General features: G+C 33.7%; 17 protein-coding genes and 1 pseudogene. 10 read left to right on the top strand and 8 right to left on the bottom strand.

Translation table 11 applies throughout. The features are described from left to right. Positions 1-2 precede the first annotated feature (2 nt). The 8 genes from proB to ACEN2H_RS12015 all read right to left on the bottom strand — a co-directional run bounded on the left by proB (position 3) and on the right by ACEN2H_RS12015 (position 9,674). Positions 3-764 (bottom strand): glutamate 5-kinase, encoded by a 762-nt coding sequence (gene proB / locus ACEN2H_RS12050; protein ID WP_441732697.1) that lies wholly within the window; start codon positions 762-764, stop codon positions 3-5. Positions 765-859: 95 nt separating this feature from the next. Next, entirely contained in the window at positions 860-2,056 is a 1,197-nt protein-coding gene (locus ACEN2H_RS12045) for a glutamate-5-semialdehyde dehydrogenase (protein WP_441732695.1), read from the bottom strand. A gap of 23 nt (positions 2,057-2,079) precedes the next feature. Continuing rightward, entirely contained in the window at positions 2,080-3,216 is a 1,137-nt protein-coding gene (locus ACEN2H_RS12040) for an aspartate aminotransferase family protein (RefSeq protein ID WP_441732693.1), read from the bottom strand. 127 nt (positions 3,217-3,343) lie between these two features. Further along, positions 3,344-4,321 carry an N-acetyl-gamma-glutamyl-phosphate reductase gene (gene argC / locus ACEN2H_RS12035; RefSeq protein ID WP_441732691.1) on the bottom strand — a complete coding sequence of 326 codons (978 nt, stop codon included), beginning with the start codon at positions 4,319-4,321 and terminating at the stop codon, positions 3,344-3,346. Continuing rightward, on the bottom strand, positions 4,314-5,507 hold the full coding sequence (locus ACEN2H_RS12030; RefSeq protein ID WP_441732689.1) for an argininosuccinate synthase: 1,194 nt from the start codon (positions 5,505-5,507) through the stop codon (positions 4,314-4,316). The genes argC and ACEN2H_RS12030 overlap by 8 nt, the downstream gene beginning before the upstream one ends. A 77-nt stretch (positions 5,508-5,584) precedes the next feature. Beyond that, complete coding sequence (locus tag ACEN2H_RS12025; protein WP_441732688.1) at positions 5,585-6,205, bottom strand: GNAT family N-acetyltransferase; 621 nt, start codon at positions 6,203-6,205, stop codon at positions 5,585-5,587. Positions 6,206-6,677: 472 nt separating this feature from the next. Beyond that, positions 6,678-7,862 (bottom strand): hypothetical protein, encoded by a 1,185-nt coding sequence (locus ACEN2H_RS12020; RefSeq protein ID WP_441732686.1) that lies wholly within the window; start codon positions 7,860-7,862, stop codon positions 6,678-6,680. A 150-nt stretch (positions 7,863-8,012) separates the two neighbouring features. After that, positions 8,013-9,674: an MFS transporter gene (locus ACEN2H_RS12015; protein WP_441732684.1), complete on the bottom strand. Its 1,662-nt coding sequence runs from the start codon at positions 9,672-9,674 to the stop codon at positions 8,013-8,015. A gap of 356 nt (positions 9,675-10,030) precedes the next feature. Here ACEN2H_RS12015 and nagB point away from each other — a divergent pair, with 356 nt between their 5' ends. From nagB to ACEN2H_RS11965, 10 genes and pseudogenes are all read left to right on the top strand, one after another. Next, the gene (nagB, locus tag ACEN2H_RS12010; protein WP_441732682.1) at positions 10,031-11,962 is read left to right on the top strand and encodes a glucosamine-6-phosphate deaminase; all 1,932 of its coding nucleotides are present in this window, start codon (positions 10,031-10,033) and stop codon (positions 11,960-11,962) included. Between the two features lie 27 nt (positions 11,963-11,989). Next, complete coding sequence (locus tag ACEN2H_RS12005) at positions 11,990-14,026, top strand: beta-N-acetylhexosaminidase (protein WP_441732680.1); 2,037 nt, start codon at positions 11,990-11,992, stop codon at positions 14,024-14,026. A 164-nt stretch (positions 14,027-14,190) separates the two neighbouring features. Continuing rightward, positions 14,191-15,810, top strand: coding sequence for an ABC-F family ATP-binding cassette domain-containing protein (locus ACEN2H_RS12000; RefSeq protein ID WP_441732678.1), 1,620 nt, complete (start codon positions 14,191-14,193; stop codon positions 15,808-15,810). 273 nt (positions 15,811-16,083) lie between these two features. Beyond that, positions 16,084-17,274, top strand: a complete 1,191-nt coding sequence (locus tag ACEN2H_RS11995; protein ID WP_441732676.1) for a DUF418 domain-containing protein — start codon at positions 16,084-16,086, stop codon at positions 17,272-17,274. Between the two features lie 79 nt (positions 17,275-17,353). Beyond that, positions 17,354-17,893 (top strand): bifunctional pyr operon transcriptional regulator/uracil phosphoribosyltransferase PyrR, encoded by a 540-nt coding sequence (pyrR, locus tag ACEN2H_RS11990; protein ID WP_441732674.1) that lies wholly within the window; start codon positions 17,354-17,356, stop codon positions 17,891-17,893. A 52-nt stretch (positions 17,894-17,945) separates the two neighbouring features. Beyond that, the gene (locus ACEN2H_RS11985; RefSeq protein ID WP_441732672.1) at positions 17,946-18,872 is read left to right on the top strand and encodes an aspartate carbamoyltransferase catalytic subunit; all 927 of its coding nucleotides are present in this window, start codon (positions 17,946-17,948) and stop codon (positions 18,870-18,872) included. Between the two features lie 53 nt (positions 18,873-18,925). Continuing rightward, positions 18,926-19,258, top strand: coding sequence for a ribonuclease Z (locus ACEN2H_RS11980; RefSeq protein ID WP_441732670.1), 333 nt, complete (start codon positions 18,926-18,928; stop codon positions 19,256-19,258). 248 nt (positions 19,259-19,506) lie between these two features. Further along, positions 19,507-20,412: a ribonuclease Z gene (locus tag ACEN2H_RS11975; RefSeq protein ID WP_441732668.1), complete on the top strand. Its 906-nt coding sequence runs from the start codon at positions 19,507-19,509 to the stop codon at positions 20,410-20,412. A gap of 35 nt (positions 20,413-20,447) precedes the next feature. Then, positions 20,448-21,092, top strand: coding sequence for a pyridoxamine 5'-phosphate oxidase (pdxH, locus tag ACEN2H_RS11970; protein WP_441732666.1), 645 nt, complete (start codon positions 20,448-20,450; stop codon positions 21,090-21,092). A 211-nt stretch (positions 21,093-21,303) separates the two neighbouring features. Further along, a pseudogene (locus tag ACEN2H_RS11965) lies at positions 21,304-21,707 on the top strand (CAP domain-containing protein). Positions 21,708-21,774 lie beyond the last annotated feature (67 nt).

The following is a 21,774-nucleotide window of genomic DNA, read 5'->3' as shown; positions in this document are numbered from 1 at the left end:
TTTTAAACAATCTTTGTGTAGGGAATAGTATTCTCTATTGCATTCAAAATAAAATTATCTTCTAAACCGTTTACAACCCATGTTTCAATATTAGCAGCCTTTGCGATTGCAGCCGCTTCAATTTTAGATTGCATTCCGCCAGTTCCCTGAGATGATTTAGAATCGCCCACTTCTTGTTGCATTAATTGCAAGTCAGTTACCAATGAAATGGTTTCTGGAATTTCGTCATGAATAGATGTTTTTGTATAAATCCCATTCGTGTTTGTCGCAATTATTAAAATGTCAACTTTTAATAAAACAGCCGTTAATGCCGCTAATTTATCATTGTCTCCAAACTGAATTTCATCTGTTGCAACGGTATCATTTTCATTAATAATCGGAATGTAATTATTTTCGATTAGTACATTTATGGTATTGACAATGTTGACTTTAGACTGTTCTTTTTCAAAATCAGAGTAGGACAATAAACATTGTGAAGTTAATAATCCTAAATCGCTAAAATTCTCATGAAAGATCCGCATTAAATGAGGTTGTCCAATAGATGCCAATGCTTGTTTTACAAAAATCTCTTTTCCTTTACTTTCTAGTTTTACAAACTGTTTTGCTGCGGCAATCGCTCCAGAACTTACAATTACAAATTCATATTGGTCGTTTAAAGCAGCAATTTGCATACCAATATCCTCGATCTTTCCTCTAGAAATATGATTGGTTTCTTTGGTTAGGGTATTGGTTCCTATTTTTAATAATATTCTTTTTTTTGCCATTTTTTATTATTTAACCGCAAAGGGCACAAAGTTTTTTTGTCTATAAAAACGCAAAGGTCACAATGCTGTTTTTTAATTATTCAATCCTTCAATTTTTACCGGATCTGCCCATCTCCGTAAATATACCATTTATTTGTAACGAGATGCTGTAAACCAATAGGGCCTCTTTGATGCAGTTTATCAGTGCTTATGGCTAATTCTCCGCCTAGACCTAGCTGACCACCGTCAGTGAAGCGTGTAGAAGCATTATGATATACTGCCGCAGTATCTACATTTTCCATGAATTCTTGAGCAGTAACTTCATTTTTTGTAATTATGGAAGCGGAGTGCCCCCCGCAATATTTGTTTATTTTATCGATTGCTTCTTGATCTGAATTGGTTGTACCAATAACAATCTTGTGATCTAAAAACTCTTCATACCAAATTAAATCATTTTCGATGCAAGCAACTTGTGTTGCATTTGAAATCGAAGCATCGCCCAAAACGTTAACATGAAATAGCTGTAATTCAGTAACTAATTGCTTTGCAAATATTTCCCAATTAGGAAGATTCGTATCAATTAATACTTTATCTAAAGCATTACAAACTGATATGTTTGAGGTTTTTCCGTTTTTAATAATTGCAATTGCTTTCTCTAAATCAGCTTCCCCATTTACATACACAAAATTGTTTCCGCGACCGCTTACAATTACTGGGCAAGTAGCGTGTTTTTTTACAAAATTGATTAAGTTTTCACCGCCACGAGGCACGATTAAATCTACTTTTTGTGTTGGTTTTTCAAGAAAAGCTTGAGTTTCTGTTCTGTCATAATTTAAATATTCGACCCAAGAAGTTGGAACGTACGTATTTGTTAAGGCTTGATGCCAAAGGCTAACAATCTTTTGATTCGAAAGCAACGATTCTTTACCACCTTTCAAGAGAATTTTATTTCCTGATTTGAACGCAATTCCACCAGCCTCAACAGTTACATCAGGACGGGATTCATATATGATAAGAATAGTTCCAAAAGCAGCGGTTTTATTACTGATTTTCAAACCGTTTTCATGTGTAAAATTAAAACGAACTTGACCAATAGGATCTTCTTGAGAAGCCAATTGTTGTAGGGAAAGAATCATTCCGTCGATCTTGGCGTCATCTACGAGCAATCTTTTTTCCATAGCTAAATCTTCCCCAGAATAATTAGCTAGATCTTGTTGATTAATTACTTTAAGATTAGTTCTTTCTTCTTCGATAAGCACTGCCATTTGACTTAATACGGCATTCCTTTGTTCTATGGATAAAACTGTTTTCATTATTTTAATTTTATGTTTGACAGTTATTTCAATTCAGCCAGTGATTCTCTTAGTGCAATGATAAAAGTATCGATAGCTTCAGTTGTAATTGTCAAAGGAGGTAGAATTCTCAATAAATTTTTGTTACTGGATCCGCCAGTAAATATGTGCTTTTCAATGATCATTTTCTTTCTTAATGCACTTACGTCAAAATCAAATTCGACACCAAGCATCAATCCCCTTCCTTTCACTTTTATGATTTCAGGAATAACTTTAATAGCTTCCATGAAATAGCTTTCTACTTTTTTAGCATTTTCCATTAAATTTTGACTTTCAATAACGTCTAAAACGGCAATACTAGCGGCACAGGCCAGATGGCTTCCGCCAAAAGTAGTTCCTAACAAACCATAACTCGCTTCAAAATGAGGGGCAATTAAAATACCACCAATTGGGAAACCGTTACCCATACCTTTTGCCATACAAATAATATCTGGTTTGATGTCATGATATTGATGCGCAAAAAACTTCCCGCTTCTTCCAAAACCAGATTGAACTTCATCCAAAATTAAAACTACCTCATTCGCTTTACATACCTTTTCTAAGGCCTGAAAAAACGCGGTAGTTCCTTGATCTAAACCCCCTACGCCTTGTATTGGCTCAATTATTACACAGGCAACATCTCCTTTTTTTAATTCGGCTTCAACCAAATCAATTTCGTTCAATGGCAAAAACGTAACTATTTGCTGCGCATTAATAGGCGCAATAATTTTTTTATTATCTGTCGTTGCCACTGCTGCAGAAGTACGTCCATGAAAAGCATTATTAAATGAAACTACTCTGGATTTATTGGTATGAAAAGAAGCCATTTTTAGAGCGTTTTCATTGGCCTCAGCCCCAGAACTGCACAAAAACAAACTGTAGTCAGTATAACCCGAAAGTTTCCCTAGCTTATCAGCTAGTTCTACTTGAAGTGGATTCTGAATTGCATTTGAGTAAAAACTCAAATTATCCAATTGTGCTTTTACTTTGGCCACATAATACGGTTGAGTATGACCAATAGAAATCACTCCGTGACCAGAGTATAAATCTAAATATTCAATTCCTTTGTCGTCTGTAATGATACAATCTAATGCTTTTACAGGCGTAATAGGGTATAATGGGTAAACGTCAAATAAGTTCATTTTTTTTGTTTTTTAAAGAGAGAAGAAAACAGAACAGAGAGCAAAGATGTAATTGTATAATAGTTCTTACAATGGGGTTTTATTGGGTCTTTATTCTATTCTCTATATTCTATATTCTAATTTTTTTCTAAAATCCGCTTGGTTTCAAATGTAATCCTGTGGTTTCATCTAATCCAAACATTAAATTCATATTTTGAACCGCTTGACCTGAAGCCCCTTTAACTAGATTATCAATAACCGAAGTGATCAAAAACCGATTTCCTTTTTTCATTAGACTAATTATACATTTGTTAGTTTGTACTACTTGTTTCATATTAATGTTAGTAGTGGTAACTGTTACAAAAGGTTGGTCTTTGTAAAATGCCTGGTATTTAGCTACTAAATCATCTAAACTCTCTTCGACAGTTGTGTATAATGTTGCAAAAATTCCTCTGGCAAAATCACCTCTATTGGGCACGAAAATTAATTCATTTGTAAAATTAGATTGCAATTGATTAACACTTTGGTTAATTTCTCCTAAATGTTGGTGTTCAAAAGCTTTATAATGTGACATATTATTTGATCTCCAACTGAAATGTGTCGTTTCAGAAGGGGAGACCCCTGCACCAGTGCTTCCAGTAGTCGCATTAATATGTACGTCGTTATTCAACAACTCATTTGCTGCAAGCGGTAACAAAGCTAATTGAATAGCGGTTGCAAAACAACCGGGATTTGCAATGTGTTTTGCGTTTTTTATGCTGGTTTTATTTATTTCAGGTAAACCATATACAAAAGACTTACCTTCAAATAAATTATCTTTGGTCAATCGAAAATCATTTCCTAAATCGATGATTTTAGTATGACTCGCAAATTTATTATTTTCTAAAAACGAGATTGATTTTCCATGTCCCAAACATAAGAAAACTACATTTACATCTGGATTTATTGTGTCAGTAAAGTTCATTTCGATATCACCCAATAAATCATGGTGCGCTACAGAAAGCGGCTTTCCTGCATTAGTCGTACTGTAAACGAAATCAAGCTCTGTATTTGGGTGAAACATTAAAATTCTGATTAGCTCTCCCGCCGTGTATCCTGAACCTCCTATTATTCCAACATTAATCATAGCTTATGTCGTTTACAGATGAAAATATATTTTGTGCATTTCCTAGAATCTTGATGAAACCTTTAGCATCATCAGATGTCCAAGCGTTATTCATTTCGCCATATTGACCAAAGCCCGTATTCATCAAATCATTTTCAGATTCTATTCCGTCTAATGTAAAATGATAAGGTTTAAGAGATACTGTTACAGTTCCATTAACTGTTTTTTGGGTATCTTCAAGAAAAGCTTCGATGTTTCTCATTACCGGATCCAAAAACTGTCCTTCATGGAATAACATTCCGTACCAGTTTCCTAGTTGTTCTTTCCAGTATTGTTGCCATTTTCCAAGTGTGTGTTTCTCCAGTAAATGATGGGCTTTGATGATAATTAAGGGAGCAGCGGCTTCAAAACCAACTCTTCCTTTAATACCTATAATTGTATCACCTACGTGAGTATCTCTACCAATTGCGTATGCATTTGCCAGTTTTTCAAGGATAACAATATTTTTAGTTGGTGCATCCATTTTACCATTGATACCCACTATTTGTCCTTTATCGAAATGTAAAGTTACTTTCTCTTCGCCTTCTTTTTGTAATTGCGAAGGATAAGCTTCATTAGGTAGTGGTTGGCTCGAAGTTAAGGTTTCTTTACCTCCTACACTTGTTCCCCAAAGTCCTTTGTTGATAGAATATTGTGCTTTCTCCCAAGAATAATGTACTCCATTTTTTGACAAATACTCCACTTCTTCTTGTCTTGATAATTTTAAATCCCTAATAGGAGTTATAATCTCAATTTCCGGTGCTATGGTGTGAAAAATTAAATCAAAACGTATTTGGTCATTTCCAGCACCTGTACTTCCGTGAGCGATAGCTTCTGCACCAACAGATTTTGCATATTTTATGGCTTCAATAGCTTGAAAAACTCTTTCTGCACTAACTGATAAAGGGTAAGTGTTGTTCTTTAGCACATTTCCGTAAATCAAATATTTAATAGCTTTATCGTAATATTTATCAACGATAGTAAGGTTAGCGTGTTTTGCACTTCCTAACTCATAGGCTCTTTCTTCGATTGCAGCTAATTCTTCCTCATCAAATCCTCCTGTATTAATCAATACGGTGTGAACTTCATACCCCTTTTCATTTTTTAAATACTTAAGACAATATGAGGTGTCTAAACCTCCACTATAAGCTAATACAACTTTTTTCATTTTGTTTGTTTTTTCCTTCCCCAGCCCCTTCGAAGCAGGGAGAGCCATTAGTGGCAAAGGGAATTGTTAATTTTTATTTATTTATTTTCTAAGAAAAGTGCTTGTTTTATTTTTTTTAATCGATTCCAAATCCGGACATTAAAAGGATGTTTAGGCGGATCTTTTCGTTTTTCCTTAGGATCATAAAGCATCCCGGTGCACAAACACAACTTATTGTCTTTGCTTTTTAGAATTTCGTAATTGGTGCAGGTTTGGCATCCTTTCCAAAAACTGGGATCGTTTGTTAGTTCAGAGAAGGGTACAGGCTTGTATCCTAAATCTGAATTTATTTTCATTACTGCTAGCCCCGTTGTAATTCCAAATACTTTAGCGTTTGGATATTTTTCTAGAGAATAGTCAAAAACTTTTGATTTTATTTTTTTGGCTAAACCTAAATTTCTGTAATCGGGATGCACGATTAATCCTGAATGTGCAACATAATTGCTGTCTTGCCAACTTTCGATGTAACAAAAACCAGCAAAGACACCGTTGTCTAACGCAATAACGGCATCCTTCTTTTCCATCTTTTTTTGGATGTATTCCGGTGTGCGTTTTGCTATTCCGGTTCCTCTCATTAAGGCAGACGATTCTATGGTATCACAAATAATTTGTGCATACTTAAAATGTTCTTCTTGAGCTATAATAATTGAGATATTCATTTCAGAAGATGAATTTTTTGGTTATAAAATGAGTTAGAAATTATATTCGAAAACCAAAAGTTATTGGATTTATCTGCAAAAAATAACAAATAAACAATTAAATAACAATTAGATATAAAAGTTATCGAATAGGGATTTTTGTTTTTTTTAGGATAAGTTAATCCAATGCTTAACAGTTGAATTTTCAAAATGGTAAAAATGAGAAATGAATATAATAAAGTAAACTCTTTTTGGGTACTATACTAGTAGCATCCGTACTTCGGGAGAAGTAGTAGTTTTGTTTGTCCGTGAGATGGAAGTTATATGTAAACTTGTATTATTCATTCGCACAAAAGTACATATATTTTTAATACAGAATACTAGTTTTTTGTTTTCTAACAAAATCTTAATTAATTGTGATTTTGAATGAGCAAACGCTACTTAAAAAAAACGGGGTTTCTAGGAGCGTGTATGATATTTGTTATGTTGAATTTTAGTCTCTAAATTTATTTCTATTAATAATATCTTTTAATTTGTCTTTCAAATCTTCAGCCGTATTATAAACCATTTGTTCATTAGTCGGAAATGGGAGGCCTCTTTTATCAAAATAGGAGTAGTAAGAATCATCAGAAGCTCGTTTGTCGCCCTTATATGTTGCATAAGTATTCTCAAAAACAGATTCGCTTGACAATGCAAATGATTCTAGCAATTGATTATTTTTAGCATTAACATAATCGACTTGTGCCGTTATTTGGCAGCTTTTAAATTGGTTAAATTCGTAAATTCTTACGCGAATTGTTTTGAAATCATCGATTTTTTTAGGGTTTCCTAAACTGTCCTTGACTACTTTTCCATTTTTATCGATAAGGGTTTTTAACCCGTCTTTAATTTTTCGTTCTATAATGATTTCTTTCTCTTTAAGCTGTTCCGGTGAAACATCAATCCTTCTGAAATTTACAATTAATTGGAAATCATAATCAATTCCTTTTTGCAGTTGATTGTGATATGCGGTCCATTTATCGTTCATTTTAAATGCGTCAAAGTCCAACAGATCGTTTTGCAAACGGATGGGAAGCATCATGTTAGTTTCGTTGTTTAAGGATACGCTCACGAAATCTGTTCCCTTGAATTGCACTTCTTCCATTAGTTTTATAACATCTTTATAATTTGGATTGATTTGATTCAGGTAATTTAAATCATCATATACTCTTCGGAAGGTTTGCTTGTCATCGGTAAGCATCAATGCTTTTGAGTTATCGTATAAGTATTTTGATAAGCTGTTTTTGCTAGTGACAATTTGGGAGTTATAATTATCAAAAGAGAAATAGGCGTTTCTTCCTTTATTCAATAAGGGTAATGGAAGTATGGGGCGTATTTTATCTTGACGGTTATTGAGGTGAATATAGGTATTGTAAATGGCTTCAAAATTTCTAGGGTTTTTATCCTTGGCAAGTAGGTCTAAATTACGTAAGTCTCGTTCTTTTGCTTTTGCGAAAGCCTCTTCAAGCAAATAAACATATTCTTGTTTTCCTTTTGAGCTTTTATTAGAGCGCAATCCTTCAACAGCACGATTTATCGCAGCATCATAATCTCCTTCGCTTAATAAGTTTTGCGTTTTTTTAACACCACATGATATAATGAGTAGTAGAAAAAAGAATAAGAGTAGTGATTTTTTCATAGTTCGAAGTTTAAACAAAAGTCGTTCAGCTTATACAAATTCAATATTTATGCCAAAAAGAAACCATCAAAATTATTTTGATGGTTTTCCTATTTTGAATTAAAAATTGAAACTCTTTTATATAAAATTTATTTTTTCTAAAAGATGAAATTAATGTGCGCCACCAACTTCAATCTCATGTCCAATACCTTGTTTTTTTAGTATTTCGATTACTTTCCAACCGTAGAATGCAATAAATGCAAAACATAAAACTGGGATAAAATAAGAAGTATGAATACCAATAATATCCGCAAGTTTTCCTTGTAATGGGGGAATGATTCCACCACCCAAAATCATCATTACTAAAAATGCAGAACCTTGCGAAGTATACTTACCTAAACCTGCGATAGCTAGTGAGAAAATCGATGGCCACATTATACTAAGAAACAAACCACCGCTCATAAATGCAAAAATTGCAATTGTTCCAGTAGTTGATAATCCGATTATCATTGCTATCATACCCATTAAACCAAAAATCATCAATGTTCTTGATGGTTGATCTTTACCTAAAAAGAAACCTGCAATTTGAAATACAATTACAAAAGCATAAGCATATAATGGTGTAACATCTTGTCCCGAAATTGCATTTGCGGATAAAACTACCCCAAAAGCAACATAAGGAACAACAATTAGCAATATTTTTTTAAGTTGATTTGAAGGATTAAAAACAGAAATTGCTCCTGCCCAACGACCAATCATTAAACTTCCCCAATACATTGACATGTATGGAGCTAAAGCGGGACCTGTAATAGAACCGAAGTCTGCTGTTTTTAATAATTCACCAAGATTGCTACCAATTGTTACCTCGACACCCACATAAGTGAATAAGGCTAACATCCCTAATACTAATTGTGGGTATTTCATTGCACCCCATCCATCGGCATTTTTTTGTGCCCTAGTATTGGCAAATAATAGTCCAAGGACAACGATTAATAAAGTAGAAACAGTTAAGCCAAGGCCTAAGTAATCCTTTTCGTTGTTCTCTATAAAACGAGTGATAAATTCTGGATCCTCATAACGAGAAAAGATATATGCAAATACAGCAATTAAAATTACCGTAATGGCAATTAAAGTTTTCATCGCTTTACTCGCGGACTCAAAAGAAGAATCGCTTTTTCCGTCAGGTAATTTTTTTGAAAAAAAGAATAATGCTGCAGCCAATAAAAATAGACCTCCAACAAAAACATATAGAATTCTCATAGAATCCAAAGAGTTTTCTTTTTGTGCAAATTCCTCAATATTAACTCCAGCAATCACACCAAATAAGGCAATCGAAACAACTATCGGACCTATTGTCGTTCCTAATGAATTGATTCCACCAGCAAGATTTAGTCTGCTTGATGCTGTATGGGCTTCTCCAAGAGATGCGGCAAAAGGTTGTGCAGAGGTCTGTTGTAAAGAAAAACCCAATGCTACGATGAATAAGGCACCAAGAATAAATAAGTAACTTCCTTCTGTTACAGCTAATATCATTAGTATTGCTCCAAAAGTACTCACTAATAAACCATAAATAATCCCTTTTTTGAATCCCCAAGCATTTAAAATATCCTTTTTCGCTATGCTGCTAAAAATAAAAAGTAAAATTGCACCAATATAATAGGCACCATAAAAAGCAAAATCAATAAGTTGACTCTGAAATTGGTCTAAGCCAAACTTAGCTTTACAAAAGGGGATAAAAATACCATTTGACGCTCCAATGAATCCCCAGAAGAAAAACACGGTAATCAGCGTGTAAAGGGCGGAATTATTGGACTTTGTTTGTTCTATACTCATAGTTCTTCAAGAATTAGGATTTAGGGTTAATTAATTTTTAGTTATCAAGAGCGTAAATATATTTGTTAACCAAACTAAAAAAAAACAATTTAGGATAAATTACATTAAATTTATAGAATATTCACTTTTTATGAAATAATGCTGAATTTTATTTAACAATTTGGCCGTTTTAGACTAAGTGCAGAATTTAATTGTATTTAGAGTTATTTTTTTACTCCAGTAGTGTTCTGGGTTAAATTAATTTTCGTAGATGAGAAATATTATTATTGACTAAAAACTGCAAAAGCGATTTGTAATGTCGTACCATTTTTTGAAAAAAAGCATATCTTTAGAGATTAGTCTAAAAAGATAGAAAAATGAAAAGCACTTCAATTAGCACTATGGACTTAAGTTATAGTATGCCAGGTCAGTTTGAGGAGACTAGGTTTGAAAAAATTCACAATGTAATTTTTCACAAATCGAGACAAGCCTCCGTAATCATCGCCCAAGAAATTGGGCTATTGATTAAGTCCAAACAACTGAAAAACAAGTCTTGTGTGCTTGGATTGGCAACAGGTTCATCTCCTATAGAAGTCTATGAAGAGTTAGTTCGAATGCACAAAGAAGAAGGGCTTAGTTTTAGCAATGTTATTACTTTTAATTTGGATGAATATTATCCCATGACCAAAGAGAATAACAATAGTTATCATTATTTTATGCATCAGCATCTTTTTGATCATATTGATATTAAGAGCGAAAACATAAATATTCCTGATGGGATGGCGCCCATTTCAGAGCTTACTCAATATTGTCTTGATTATGAAAAGCGTATTAAAGATGCAGGAGGACTTGACTTTCAATTATTAGGAATAGGTCGAACTGGTCATGTAGGTTTTAATGAGCCGGGATCTCATATTAATTCTGGTACCAGAATTATAACCTTGGATCATATTACAAAAATTGACGCTTCTTCTGATTTCAAAGGTGTGAATAATGTCCCTAAGAGGGCAATTACCATGGGAGTATCTACAATTTTAAAATCTAAGCGAATTGTTTTGATGGCTTGGGGTCAAAATAAGGCGGATATTGTTAAAAGAACGATTCAAGGAGATGTAAGTTCAGAAATTCCTGCTACTTTTTTGCAGAATCATGCAAACGTCACTTTCGTTTTGGACCAGTCTGCCGCCTCAGAATTGACACGATTTAAAACACCTTGGTTAGTTCGTGATTGTATTTGGACGACCGAATTAAAAAGCAAGGCGATCGTTTGGCTCTGCCAGGAAACAAAACAATCCATTTTAAAATTAACAGACAGGGATTACAACAATAATGGAATGTCTGACCTTTTGGCCGCGGAAGGGTCTGCTTATGATTTGAATATAAACATGTTCAATGTTTTACAACACACCATTACTGGGTGGCCAGGAGGAAAACCAAATACGGATGATACCTACAGGCCTGAGCGTGCGAGCCCGGCTAAAAAGCGAGTCATCCTTTTTAGTCCCCATCCCGATGATGATGTAATTTCCATGGGGGGTACATTTTCTAAATTAATAAAACAAGGTCATGATGTTCATGTAGTCTATCAGACCTCGGGGAATATTGCCGTTGCAGATGACGAGGCCTTAAAATTTGCCGAAGTGTGTCAAGATTTTTTAGGTGCTAAGAATATAAATTTTAAGGAGGTTATAGATTTTTTAAACAACAAACAGGAAAATGAAGTTGATTCGATTGAAGTCAGAAAACTGAAAGCATTTATAAGAAGACGTGAATCATACGCTGCGACCAGATACATTGGATTAAAAGATGAAAACATTCATTTTCTAGATATGCCGTTTTATGAAACAGGAAACATAAAGAAAAAACCTTTGGGTACCGAAGATACAGCCTTGGTAAAAAATATTATTGCAAAAATTAAACCGCATCAGGTTTTTGCAGCCGGCGATCTTGCTGATCCGCATGGAACGCATGAAGTTTGTTTAAATGCTGTTTTTGCAGCTATGGCCTCATTAAAACTTGAGGTTTATATGAATGAATGTTGGTTATGGCTATACAGAGGTGCTTGGCACGAATGGGAAATACACGAAATTGATATGGCTGTTCCACTAAGCCCTGACGAAGTTTTGTTAAAGAGAAATGCTATACTGTACCATCAATCACAAAAGGACAAGGTAATGTTCCAAGGGAACGATTCGAGAGAATTTTGGGTAAGAGCGGAAGATCGTAATAATGATACTGCCAAACTGTACGACGCCTTAGGCCTTCCAGAATATGAAGCTATTGAAGCTTTTAAGCGTTTTGACTATTAATTAATTTGCTGCTAATTTTTTGATCCTATGAAATATATTTTTTTTTTATTACTATCTGTTTTTATTTCGAATGCTCAAACCAAAAAAGAACAACTTGACTTGATGCCTTGGCCCAAAAACATCGAATTAACCGCTGGAAACTTTGCTATTAGCAAAAATTTTAAAGTGAATATAACGGGAAATCCTAATGCTAGACTTTTTTTAGCAGCAACAAGGTTCTTAAGACGATTAGACGGAAGAACAGGTATGTTTTTTGAGCAAGCCTTTTTGACTAAAGTAAATGAAGTTCCTGAAGCGCAACTGCAAATCAATTGTATTCGATCTGGGATAATTGGAATTAACGAAAATGAAAGTTACGAGCTTTCTATTGACTCTACTAAAATAGTAATTAATGCAGAAACCGATCTAGGCGCTATGCATGGTCTAGAAACGATATTGCAATTGCTGCAAAACGATAGTAATTCATTTTACTTTCCATCAGTAAACATAGAGGACTCTCCAAGGTTTACTTGGAGAGGCTTAATGATTGACGCAGCAAGACATTTTCAACCAGTTGACGTAATTATGAGAAACTTAGATGCAATGGCAGCCATGAAAATGAATGTTTTTCATTGGCATTTAGCAGATGATCAAGGTTGGAGGATTGAAATGAAAAATCTTCCAAAATTGATTGAATTGGCCTCTGATGGTAATTATTATACGCAAGAGGAAATTAAAGGTGTCGTAAAGTATGCAGCGAACAGAGGTATACTTGTCATTCCAGAGATAGATATACCAGGTCATGCGTCGGCTTTACTTTCGGTATATCCAGAAATTGGAAGTAAAATAGATAATGGAGTTGGGTCTTATTCGGTTCAACGAGGATCAGGAATTTTTAATGCCACATTAGACCCATCAAATCCAGAAACATATAAACTGATAAGTGCTATTTTTGATGAGGTATGTCCTTTATTTCCTAGTGACTATTTTCATATTGGAGGTGATGAAAACAATGGCAAAGAATGGAATGTAAACCCCAAAATACAAGAGTTTAAAAAAACACACAATTTAGCAAATAATCATGATTTGCAAACTTATTTTAATATGCAGTTAGTCCCAATGTTGAAAAGGCACGGTAAAAATGTGATGGGATGGGAAGAAATAATGACTAAAGACATGTCAAAAGACGCCATAATACAAGCATGGCGAGGAACAAATGAAGGTGAGGCTTCTGGAGGTTCTTTGATTACCGCAGCAAAAAACGGGTACAAAACAGTTTTGTCAAATGGCTTTTATATTGATTTAATGCTGGGCGTAGAGCAACATTATACGAATGATCCAATTCCCAAAAACAGCAAGCTCACTACTGAAGAAAAAGCTAGAATTCTAGGAGGAGAAGCAGAGATGTGGAGCGAACTTGTTACTCCATTAAATATTGATTCAAGAATATGGCCCAGAACAGCGGCAATAGCAGAACGATTATGGTCTAGCGGCGAGATCACCGATTTGAATAGTTTGCATAAACGGTTAAAGACTGTTTCCTTCAGACTGGAAGAACTTGGGATTACCCATATCAGAAACAAAGAAGTGATTTTAAGAAATATCAGTAACAATCAGTCGACAGTTCCGATAAATGATTTATCCAATGTTTGTGAACCCTTAAAGAATTATTCTCGCAATGGTGGTGGAAAAAAATATCGGATGCATTCGCCGCTAAGCTTATTTGCAGATGCTTGTACAGCAGACGCGTCTGATGCTTACGATTTTGACAAGGCCGTTATTGCTTATTTCGATCATCATAGTAAGGTAAATCAAGTTGCGGTGACTGACTTTTTTAGAAAATGGATTGACATGTATAAGAGTTTAATTAACTTAAGTTCCAATGCACCTTTGGTTCAGCCCATCTTGCCTTTGTCTAAAAGTCTAAGTGAAATATCGGAGCAACTTTTGCTTATGATTGAGTCAAAAAAATTGATTGAACCTGCATTGTTGAATGATTTATTGGAAAAATGTAACTCTAAAAAGAATGCCGATGTGGAACTGGCAGTATATAACAGCTTGAAGAAATTTTCGAAAATGCATTAGGCTAATTTTCTTCTTTGTTATGATTATGATAAGCTTTTATTAGGACTATTTCTAAGATGTTAAAAATAGCTTTAAGTAGAATCCAATTCGTTAAAATGTGCATTTGTAGACAGAAAAACGAGTTATTTTTTGTACTTTTGCAAAAAATTTTACACTAAATATTTATGTTAACAGTTAATAATTTATCAGTTCAATTTGGCAAACGAATTTTGTTTGATGAAGTAAATACAACCTTCACACATGGTAATATTTATGGAGTTATCGGGGCCAACGGAGCTGGAAAATCAACATTTCTTAAAATAATTTCAGGTGAAATGGATCCTACATCAGGACACATTCATTTAGAGCCGGGGAAACGTATGTCGGTTTTAAATCAAAACCACAATGTGTTTGACGAGCATACCGTATTGGAAACCGTAATAATGGGGAACAAAACTTTATATTCTATCAAAAAAGAAATGGATGAACTCTATTTAGACTATAATGACAAAAATGCTGATAGAATAGGGGAGTTGCAAGTTCAGTTTGAGGAAATGAGCGGTTGGAATGCTGATTCTGATGCCGCTTCCATGTTATCAAATCTTGGAATTACAGAAGAACACCATTATACGTTAATGGGAGATCTTGAGGGGAAAATAAAAGTTCGTGTCCTTCTGGCACAGGCACTTTTTGGGAACCCTGATTTACTTATTATGGATGAACCGACCAACGACTTAGACTTTGAAACTATTGCTTGGCTGGAAACTTTCTTGGCGAATTATGAGAATACAGTTATCGTTGTATCGCATGACCGTCACTTTTTAGACTCCGTTTGTACGCATATTTCTGATATTGATTTTAGTAAAATAAACCATTATTCAGGAAATTACACTTTCTGGTATGAATCTAGCCAATTAGCTGCAAAGCAACGGGCACAGCAAAATAAAAAAGCAGAAGAAAAGAAACAAGAATTAGAAGAATTTATACGTCGTTTTAGCGCGAATGTGGCCAAGTCAAAACAAGCCACTTCTCGTAAAAAAATGATTAGTAAATTAAATATATCTGAAATCAAACCTTCGAGTCGTCGTTATCCCGCGATTATATTTGATCAAGAGCGTGAAGCCGGAGATCAAATATTAAACGTTCAGGGTTTGAGCGCTTCAATTGATGGAGAAGTACTGTTTAAAAACGTTGATTTGAACATGGCAAAAGGAGATAAAATAGTTTTATTCTCTAAAGATTCCCGCGCTACAACTGCTTTTTATGAAATATTAAATGGAAACAGAAAAGCTGATACCGGAACTTTTAGTTGGGGAGTGACAACAAACCAGGCCTATTTGCCAGTAGAAAACCATTCTTTTTTCGAGAGTGATTTGTCATTAGTTGACTGGTTGCGCCAATGGGTAAAAACAGAAGAGGAACGTGATGAGGTAAATATTCGTAGTTTTCTAGGTAAAATGATTTTCTCTGGAGAAGAGGCTTTGAAAACTTGTCGAGTATTGTCAGGGGGAGAGAAAGTACGTTGTATGTTATCCAGAATGATGATGGAAAGAGCCAATGTTTTAATGATTGATGAACCAACAAACCACTTGGATTTAGAGTCTATTACCGCATTTAACAATTCATTGAACAACTTCAAAGGATCAGTAATTTTTACAACTCATGATCATGAATTTGCACAAACTGTGGGAAATCGAGTAGTAGAGCTAACGCCTAATGGAGCAATAGACAGTTATATGACCTTTGACGAATACTTAGATGACGAAAAAGTTAAGGAATTAAGAGTGAAAATGTATTCGAAATAGAAGAAATACGAATGATTTATTATCGAGCTCCTGCAATTCAATTGTAGGAGCTTTTTTTATTTCTTATCTATCCCGTCCTGAAAAATAAATTTAAAAACTAATAATAGAATATTAAGCGACCAAAAGAATCAGTTATTTAATTCATGTAAATTTTCATAAAATAGGGTAGTAATTTAATTGCTTATCATAAAATCATATAATATTTAATAAAAAATTATGTTTTTGGTAGTAAAAAAATATATTTTTGATTTTTATAATTTAAAAATTTATTTGATGACTAGTATTACCTCCAATTTTAAATCTTCACGTATAGAAATAGTTGATGCATTACGGGGATTTGCTATTATGTCTATTATGCTATTGCACAATGTGGAACATTTTGAATATTATAATTTTCCAGAATTTTTCCCTGAATGGTTAAAAGCAACGGATAAAATAGTTTGGGATACTATGTTTTTCCTCTTTGGTGGAAAGTCGTATGCTATTTTTGCTTTGTTATTTGGTTTTAGCTACTATATACAGAATGATAATCAAGCAAAGAAAGGGAAAGATTTTAGAGGACGATTTTTCTGGCGTATGCTACTTTTATTAATTTTTGGAATTGTAAACACGGCCTTTTATCAAGGTGATATTCTAACTTTATATGCCTTTTTAGGACTATTGTTAATTCCGGCTACCAATTGGAGTACCAAATCTGTTTTTATTACGGCAGTTATTTTGATATTGCAACCTTTGGAGTGGGCTCGTTGTATCTATTATGTTGTAAATCCAGATTATGTTTCTGCTCCTAATTTATCTGAGAGCTATTACCAAAGTATTGGTTTTTATATGAAAAACGGTTCGTTTTCGGATTATGTTGTTGGTAATTTGACCTTAGGAAAAGTAGCTTCTTTGTTATGGTCATGGGAAAATGGACGATTTTTTCAGGCTCCAGCATTATTTATGTTTGGAATGCTACTTGGAAGAGAAAAACTTTTTATAACAACAGAAAGATCAATTCAATTTTGGAAGAAAGTTTTACGTTATTCGGTTACTTTATTTATTCCACTTTATTTTTTAAAGACCTATATGGCGGATATAATTATAAGACCAACTTTATCAAATAGACTAGTGATCATATTTGCTTCGTGGTCGAATGTTGCTTTTATGCTAGTACTTGTTGCGACATTTATGTTAGTATATCAAAAAGAGTCTATGAATAAATTCTTAATCAAATTAATTCCTTTTGGAAAAATGAGTTTGACAAATTATATAATGCAATCAATGATAGGTGCTTTTATCTATTATCGGTATGGTTTAGGATTGTTTGAATATACTGGAGCCACTTTCTGTTTAATGATAGGTTTTTGCCTGTTTATAATTCAATTATCATTTTGTAAGTGGTGGTTAAAAACACATAGATATGGACCATTAGAATATCTTTGGCATAAAGCTACTTGGTTATCTATGACAAATGCCAAATGAAATCCATATTCTAGGGTTTTAAATAATAAATCATAAATTTGAATTTGTATATTTGCTGGACAAAATACAATACTTTACTATGACTCAAAAAGTTTTGCTCAATTCCAAAGAAGTCAATATCATTTTACACCGTTTGGCTTGTCAGCTAATTGAGAAACACCTCGATTTTAAAGATACCATTTTAGTGGGGATTCAGCCAAGAGGAACTTTTCTTGCTGAAAGGCTAAAAGGTTTATTAGAGAGAGAATATAGTACTCCTGAAATTAAACTAGGTTATTTAGACATTACTTTCTTTAGAGATGATTTTCGAAGAACTGATAAACCTTTGGAGGCAAATAAGACCAAAATTAATTTTATCGTCGAAAACAAGAAAGTTATTTTTATAGATGATGTCTTGTTTACGGGCAGAAGTATAAGATCAGCATTGACCGCAATCCAATCTTTTGGACGACCATCAGAAATAGAGTTACTTGTGCTAATAGACAGACGTTTTAGCCGTAACCTGCCTATACAACCGGATTATCGTGGGCGTCAAGTGGATGCCATAAACAATGAGAAAGTAAAGGTGAACTGGAAAGAAAATGACGTTGAAGATGTAGTTTATTTAATTACCAACTAACCAGTTAACGTTCAAAAAAGCAAGCGGATAAAACAATAATAATTGTAAAAGAATGAAAGAATTAAGCGTAAATCATCTATTAGGGATAAAATATATTAACAATAGTGATATCGACCTTATTTTTGAAACAGCCGATCATTTTAAAGAAGTCATCAATCGTCCTATTAAGAAAGTGCCTTCCTTACGAGATATTACTATTGCCAATATATTCTTTGAAAATAGTACTCGGACCAAACTTTCTTTTGAATTAGCCCAAAAAAGATTGTCAGCTGATGTCATCAGTTTCTCAGCGGCTCAATCTTCTGTAAAAAAAGGAGAAACTCTTATTGATACCGTAAACAACATACTTTCTATGAAAGTTGATATGGTTGTAATGCGCCACGCCAATCCTGGTGCTGCTTATTTTTTGTCGAAAAACGTAAAGGCGAGCATAATAAATGCAGGAGACGGTGCACACGAACATCCTACTCAGGCCTTGCTGGACAGTTATTCGATTAGGGAAAAGCTTGGTGAAGTTGCAGGTAAAAAAGTCGTTATTGTGGGAGATATTTTACACTCGAGAGTAGCATTGTCTAATATATACGCCTTGCAGATGCAAGGGGCTCAAGTAAAAGTTTGTGGACCCAAAACACTAATTCCAAAACACATTGAATCACTTGGAGTAACAGTTGAACCAAACTTGAGAAAAGCATTAGAATGGTGCGATGTTGCTAATATGCTTCGAGTTCAAAATGAACGAATGGACGTGAATTTTTTTCCTTCAACGAGGGAATATGCGCAACAATATGGTCTAGATAGAACTTTATTGGATTCCTTAAGCAAAGAAATTGTCATAATGCATCCGGGTCCAATAAATAGAGGAGTAGAGATAAGCTCTGAAGTTGCTGACTCGCATCAATCCGTGATTCTAAATCAAGTTGAAAATGGGGTTGCAATTAGAATGGCAGTAACCTATCTTTTGGCCTCAAAAATTCAGTAATTTCAAAAATCTTCACTAACTTAGTTACATAGTAATCTTGAAAATATAACTCGATGAAAGTAGATCAAAAAGAACACACGATTACAATAAAAGACACTCAACGCGATTTTACTTCTTTTTTGATGAAAGTAACGCATCAATATAAAACATTCGAAAAGCATAATATAATTATTGACCTCTCGTATCATAGGGGTTTGACTATAAATGATATCAAACTGTTTTTACCATTATCTGAAGAACATAAAAAATCAAAAAAATCTTTTGTAATAGTGGGCTCAGACATTGATTACAATGCAATTCCTGATAAACTTACTGTCGTACCCTCTGCACTCGAGGCAAACGACATTATAGAAATGGAAGAAATTGAGCGTGATCTGGGTTTTTAAAAGGTTTATATTTATCAAAAAAAAGTAATAATGGATTTTTTTAGTAATAAGAATCGACCAAATTTTGTTAGAATTATAGTTTTAATTGCTTCCATATCGTTATTGATATTCAATTTTTATCTTTCTTATATAAACTGGGAAATTAATTATTTAGCAATATCCTCGAATATTTTAATAATTGCAGCAATGGCGCTGGGAATTTATACTCATAATAAGACTTCTCAATAAATGAATAATTGTAGTAAAATTTGAAACTAACAATCTTAGGTTGCTACGCAGCAACTCCGCGAACATTTACCAATCCAACTTCTCAAATTTTAGAAATTAAAAATAGACTTTTTCTTATCGATTGTGGAGAGGGAACCCAAGTGCAGCTTCGCAAAAATAAAATTAGGTTTTCTAAAATAAATCATATTTTTATTTCTCACTTGCATGGGGATCATTTTTTTGGATTGGTGGGTTTAGTATCCACTTTTACCTTGCTCAACCGAGCAACTGATCTTCATATTTATGGCCCTAAAGGGCTTAAGGAAATTATTAAGCTACAATTACGTTTGTCTAATTCTTGGACAAATTATGGTTTGCATTTCCACGAATTGGAATCAAATGAAAGCCAATTAATCTTTGAAGATGATAAAGTTACAGTAAAAACGATTCCTTTAAAGCACAGGATATATACTAATGGTTTTTTGTTTGAGGAAAAAAAAGATAAAAGGAAACTAAATCTAGATGCTGTCCAAAATTTTAAAATTGATAGTTGTTATTATCAAAATATTAAAAATGGAAAAGATATCGTCTTGGAAGATGGCAGGTTTATTGAAAACAGCCAACTAACATTTGATCCTATACCGCCAAAGAGTTATGCATTTTGTTCGGATACTGCTTATGATGAAAGTATACTTCCCTTAGTGAATGAGGTTGATATCTTGTATCACGAATCTACTTTTTTGCAATCCGAAGAAAATTTGGCTAGAAAAACATTGCACTCCACGGCAAAAGAAGCTGCAACCATTGCTTTGAAGGCAAACGTCAAACAGTTAATTCTGGGACATTATTCTACTCGATATGAAAATATAAATGTATTTAAAGATGAAGCTCAAACTATTTTCTCCGAAGTGCTATTGGCAGATGATGGAAAAAATTTTGATTTTTGAGAATTAAAAAATAAAATAATTTAAAAAGAAAAAACATGAATGATCTGAGTAATTATAGAAAATCCTATGAAAAGAGTGAATTGTTAGAGGATAACATACCCGAAGATCCAATAAACTTATTTAATAGATGGTTTCATGAAACGGAAGAATTTGGTGGAGCAGAAGAGGTTAATGCAATGACTGTCGCCACAGTGGGTTTAGATGGATTTCCTAAATCTAGAGTTGTTTTATTGAAAAGATTTACTGAGGAAGGATTTATTTTCTATACCAATTATAATTCAGAGAAGGGCAGGGCTATTGCCGAAAACCCTAAAGTATGTCTTTCTTTTTTCTGGCAGTCAATGGAACGACAGGTCATAATAAAAGGTACTGCACAAAGAACATCTGAAGTCACTTCAGATGTCTATTTTGACTCTAGACCTGAGGGGAGTAAATTGGGCGCTATAGTTTCAAATCAAAGCGAAGTGGTGCCTTCTAGAGCTTATTTAGAAGAAAGCTTACAACAATTAGAAAAAGACTTTGACAGTATGGTTATTCCAAGACCAAAGCACTGGGGTGGCTATTTAATTGTTCCTGAAGAAGTTGAGTTTTGGCAAGGAAGACCGAATCGCTTACATGATAGAATTCGTTATACGAGTCAAGATAATTTTTCTTGGAAAATAGAAAGATTATCGCCATAATATAAGAATAATATTATTTTATAACTAAAATGACGTAGTTAGTCGATAAAATAGTGTGTTTTAACGGAAAAGTATATATGTTTAGAAAGAATTAGAACACATATTATTTTAACCTAAAGGAGTTTGCCCCACAATCTACTTTAAACTTAAACTACTATATTATGAAAAAACAGTATTACGTGCGATATTGTTGTTAATAGTTATATTCACAATGAACTCGTGTTCTTCTGATGCTTCAGAAGCATCTGTGGTAGAAGCAAAATCCCAAGAGGTGTTTAACTACAATTATAGAGCATACGAATTAGAGACGATGAAGTTGATAAATGATTATAGAGTTAGTGCCGGTTTAAATACTTTACAATAGATAAACCATATTTCATATAAATCAGAACAGCATGATCAATATATGATTGCCAATAACGTTGTTAATCATAATGATTTTGTTGCCCGTTCAGAGAGCATAATCAATGTTCTGGGAGCCAAAAAAGTTGGAGAGAACATAGCTATAATTACAGCTCACCTCAGGCAGCTTTTAATGCATGGTTAAATAGTCCTTGCCATAAAGTAAATATAGAAGGTAATTTCACTCATTTTGGAATTGCCATAATGTATTGACCCCTTAAATAATCGGACACAATTATAAATCAAAAACTATAATTTTGTACGATGGAAAAACGAAAAT

This window comes from Flavobacterium sp. W22_SRS_FP1, from assembly GCF_052113685.1.
Lineage (GTDB): Bacteria > Bacteroidota > Bacteroidia > Flavobacteriales > Flavobacteriaceae > Flavobacterium.
Note: the sequence above shows the minus strand (reverse complement) of the source record. Positions and strands in the feature narration are given on the sequence as shown.

What these genes read in the sequence shown, in the direction of transcription:
- proB (WP_441732697.1), bottom strand. Translation starts at nt 764, where the DNA reads ATGGCAAAAAAAAGAATATTATTAAAAATAGGAACCAATACCCTAACC.
- ACEN2H_RS12045 (WP_441732695.1), bottom strand. Translation starts at nt 2,056, where the DNA reads ATGAAAACAGTTTTATCCATAGAACAAAGGAATGCCGTATTAAGTCAA.
- ACEN2H_RS12040 (WP_441732693.1), bottom strand. Translation starts at nt 3,216, where the DNA reads ATGAACTTATTTGACGTTTACCCATTATACCCTATTACGCCTGTAAAA.
- argC (WP_441732691.1), bottom strand. Translation starts at nt 4,321, where the DNA reads ATGATTAATGTTGGAATAATAGGAGGTTCAGGATACACGGCGGGAGAG.
- ACEN2H_RS12030 (WP_441732689.1), bottom strand. Translation starts at nt 5,507, where the DNA reads ATGAAAAAAGTTGTATTAGCTTATAGTGGAGGTTTAGACACCTCATAT.
- ACEN2H_RS12025 (WP_441732688.1), bottom strand. Translation starts at nt 6,205, where the DNA reads ATGAATATCTCAATTATTATAGCTCAAGAAGAACATTTTAAGTATGCA.
- ACEN2H_RS12020 (WP_441732686.1), bottom strand. Translation starts at nt 7,862, where the DNA reads ATGAAAAAATCACTACTCTTATTCTTTTTTCTACTACTCATTATATCA.
- ACEN2H_RS12015 (WP_441732684.1), bottom strand. Translation starts at nt 9,674, where the DNA reads ATGAGTATAGAACAAACAAAGTCCAATAATTCCGCCCTTTACACGCTG.
- nagB (WP_441732682.1), top strand. Translation starts at nt 10,031, where the DNA reads ATGAAAAGCACTTCAATTAGCACTATGGACTTAAGTTATAGTATGCCA.
- ACEN2H_RS12005 (WP_441732680.1), top strand. Translation starts at nt 11,990, where the DNA reads ATGAAATATATTTTTTTTTTATTACTATCTGTTTTTATTTCGAATGCT.
- ACEN2H_RS12000 (WP_441732678.1), top strand. Translation starts at nt 14,191, where the DNA reads ATGTTAACAGTTAATAATTTATCAGTTCAATTTGGCAAACGAATTTTG.
- ACEN2H_RS11995 (WP_441732676.1), top strand. Translation starts at nt 16,084, where the DNA reads ATGACTAGTATTACCTCCAATTTTAAATCTTCACGTATAGAAATAGTT.
- pyrR (WP_441732674.1), top strand. Translation starts at nt 17,354, where the DNA reads ATGACTCAAAAAGTTTTGCTCAATTCCAAAGAAGTCAATATCATTTTA.
- ACEN2H_RS11985 (WP_441732672.1), top strand. Translation starts at nt 17,946, where the DNA reads ATGAAAGAATTAAGCGTAAATCATCTATTAGGGATAAAATATATTAAC.
- ACEN2H_RS11980 (WP_441732670.1), top strand. Translation starts at nt 18,926, where the DNA reads ATGAAAGTAGATCAAAAAGAACACACGATTACAATAAAAGACACTCAA.
- pdxH (WP_441732666.1), top strand. Translation starts at nt 20,448, where the DNA reads ATGAATGATCTGAGTAATTATAGAAAATCCTATGAAAAGAGTGAATTG.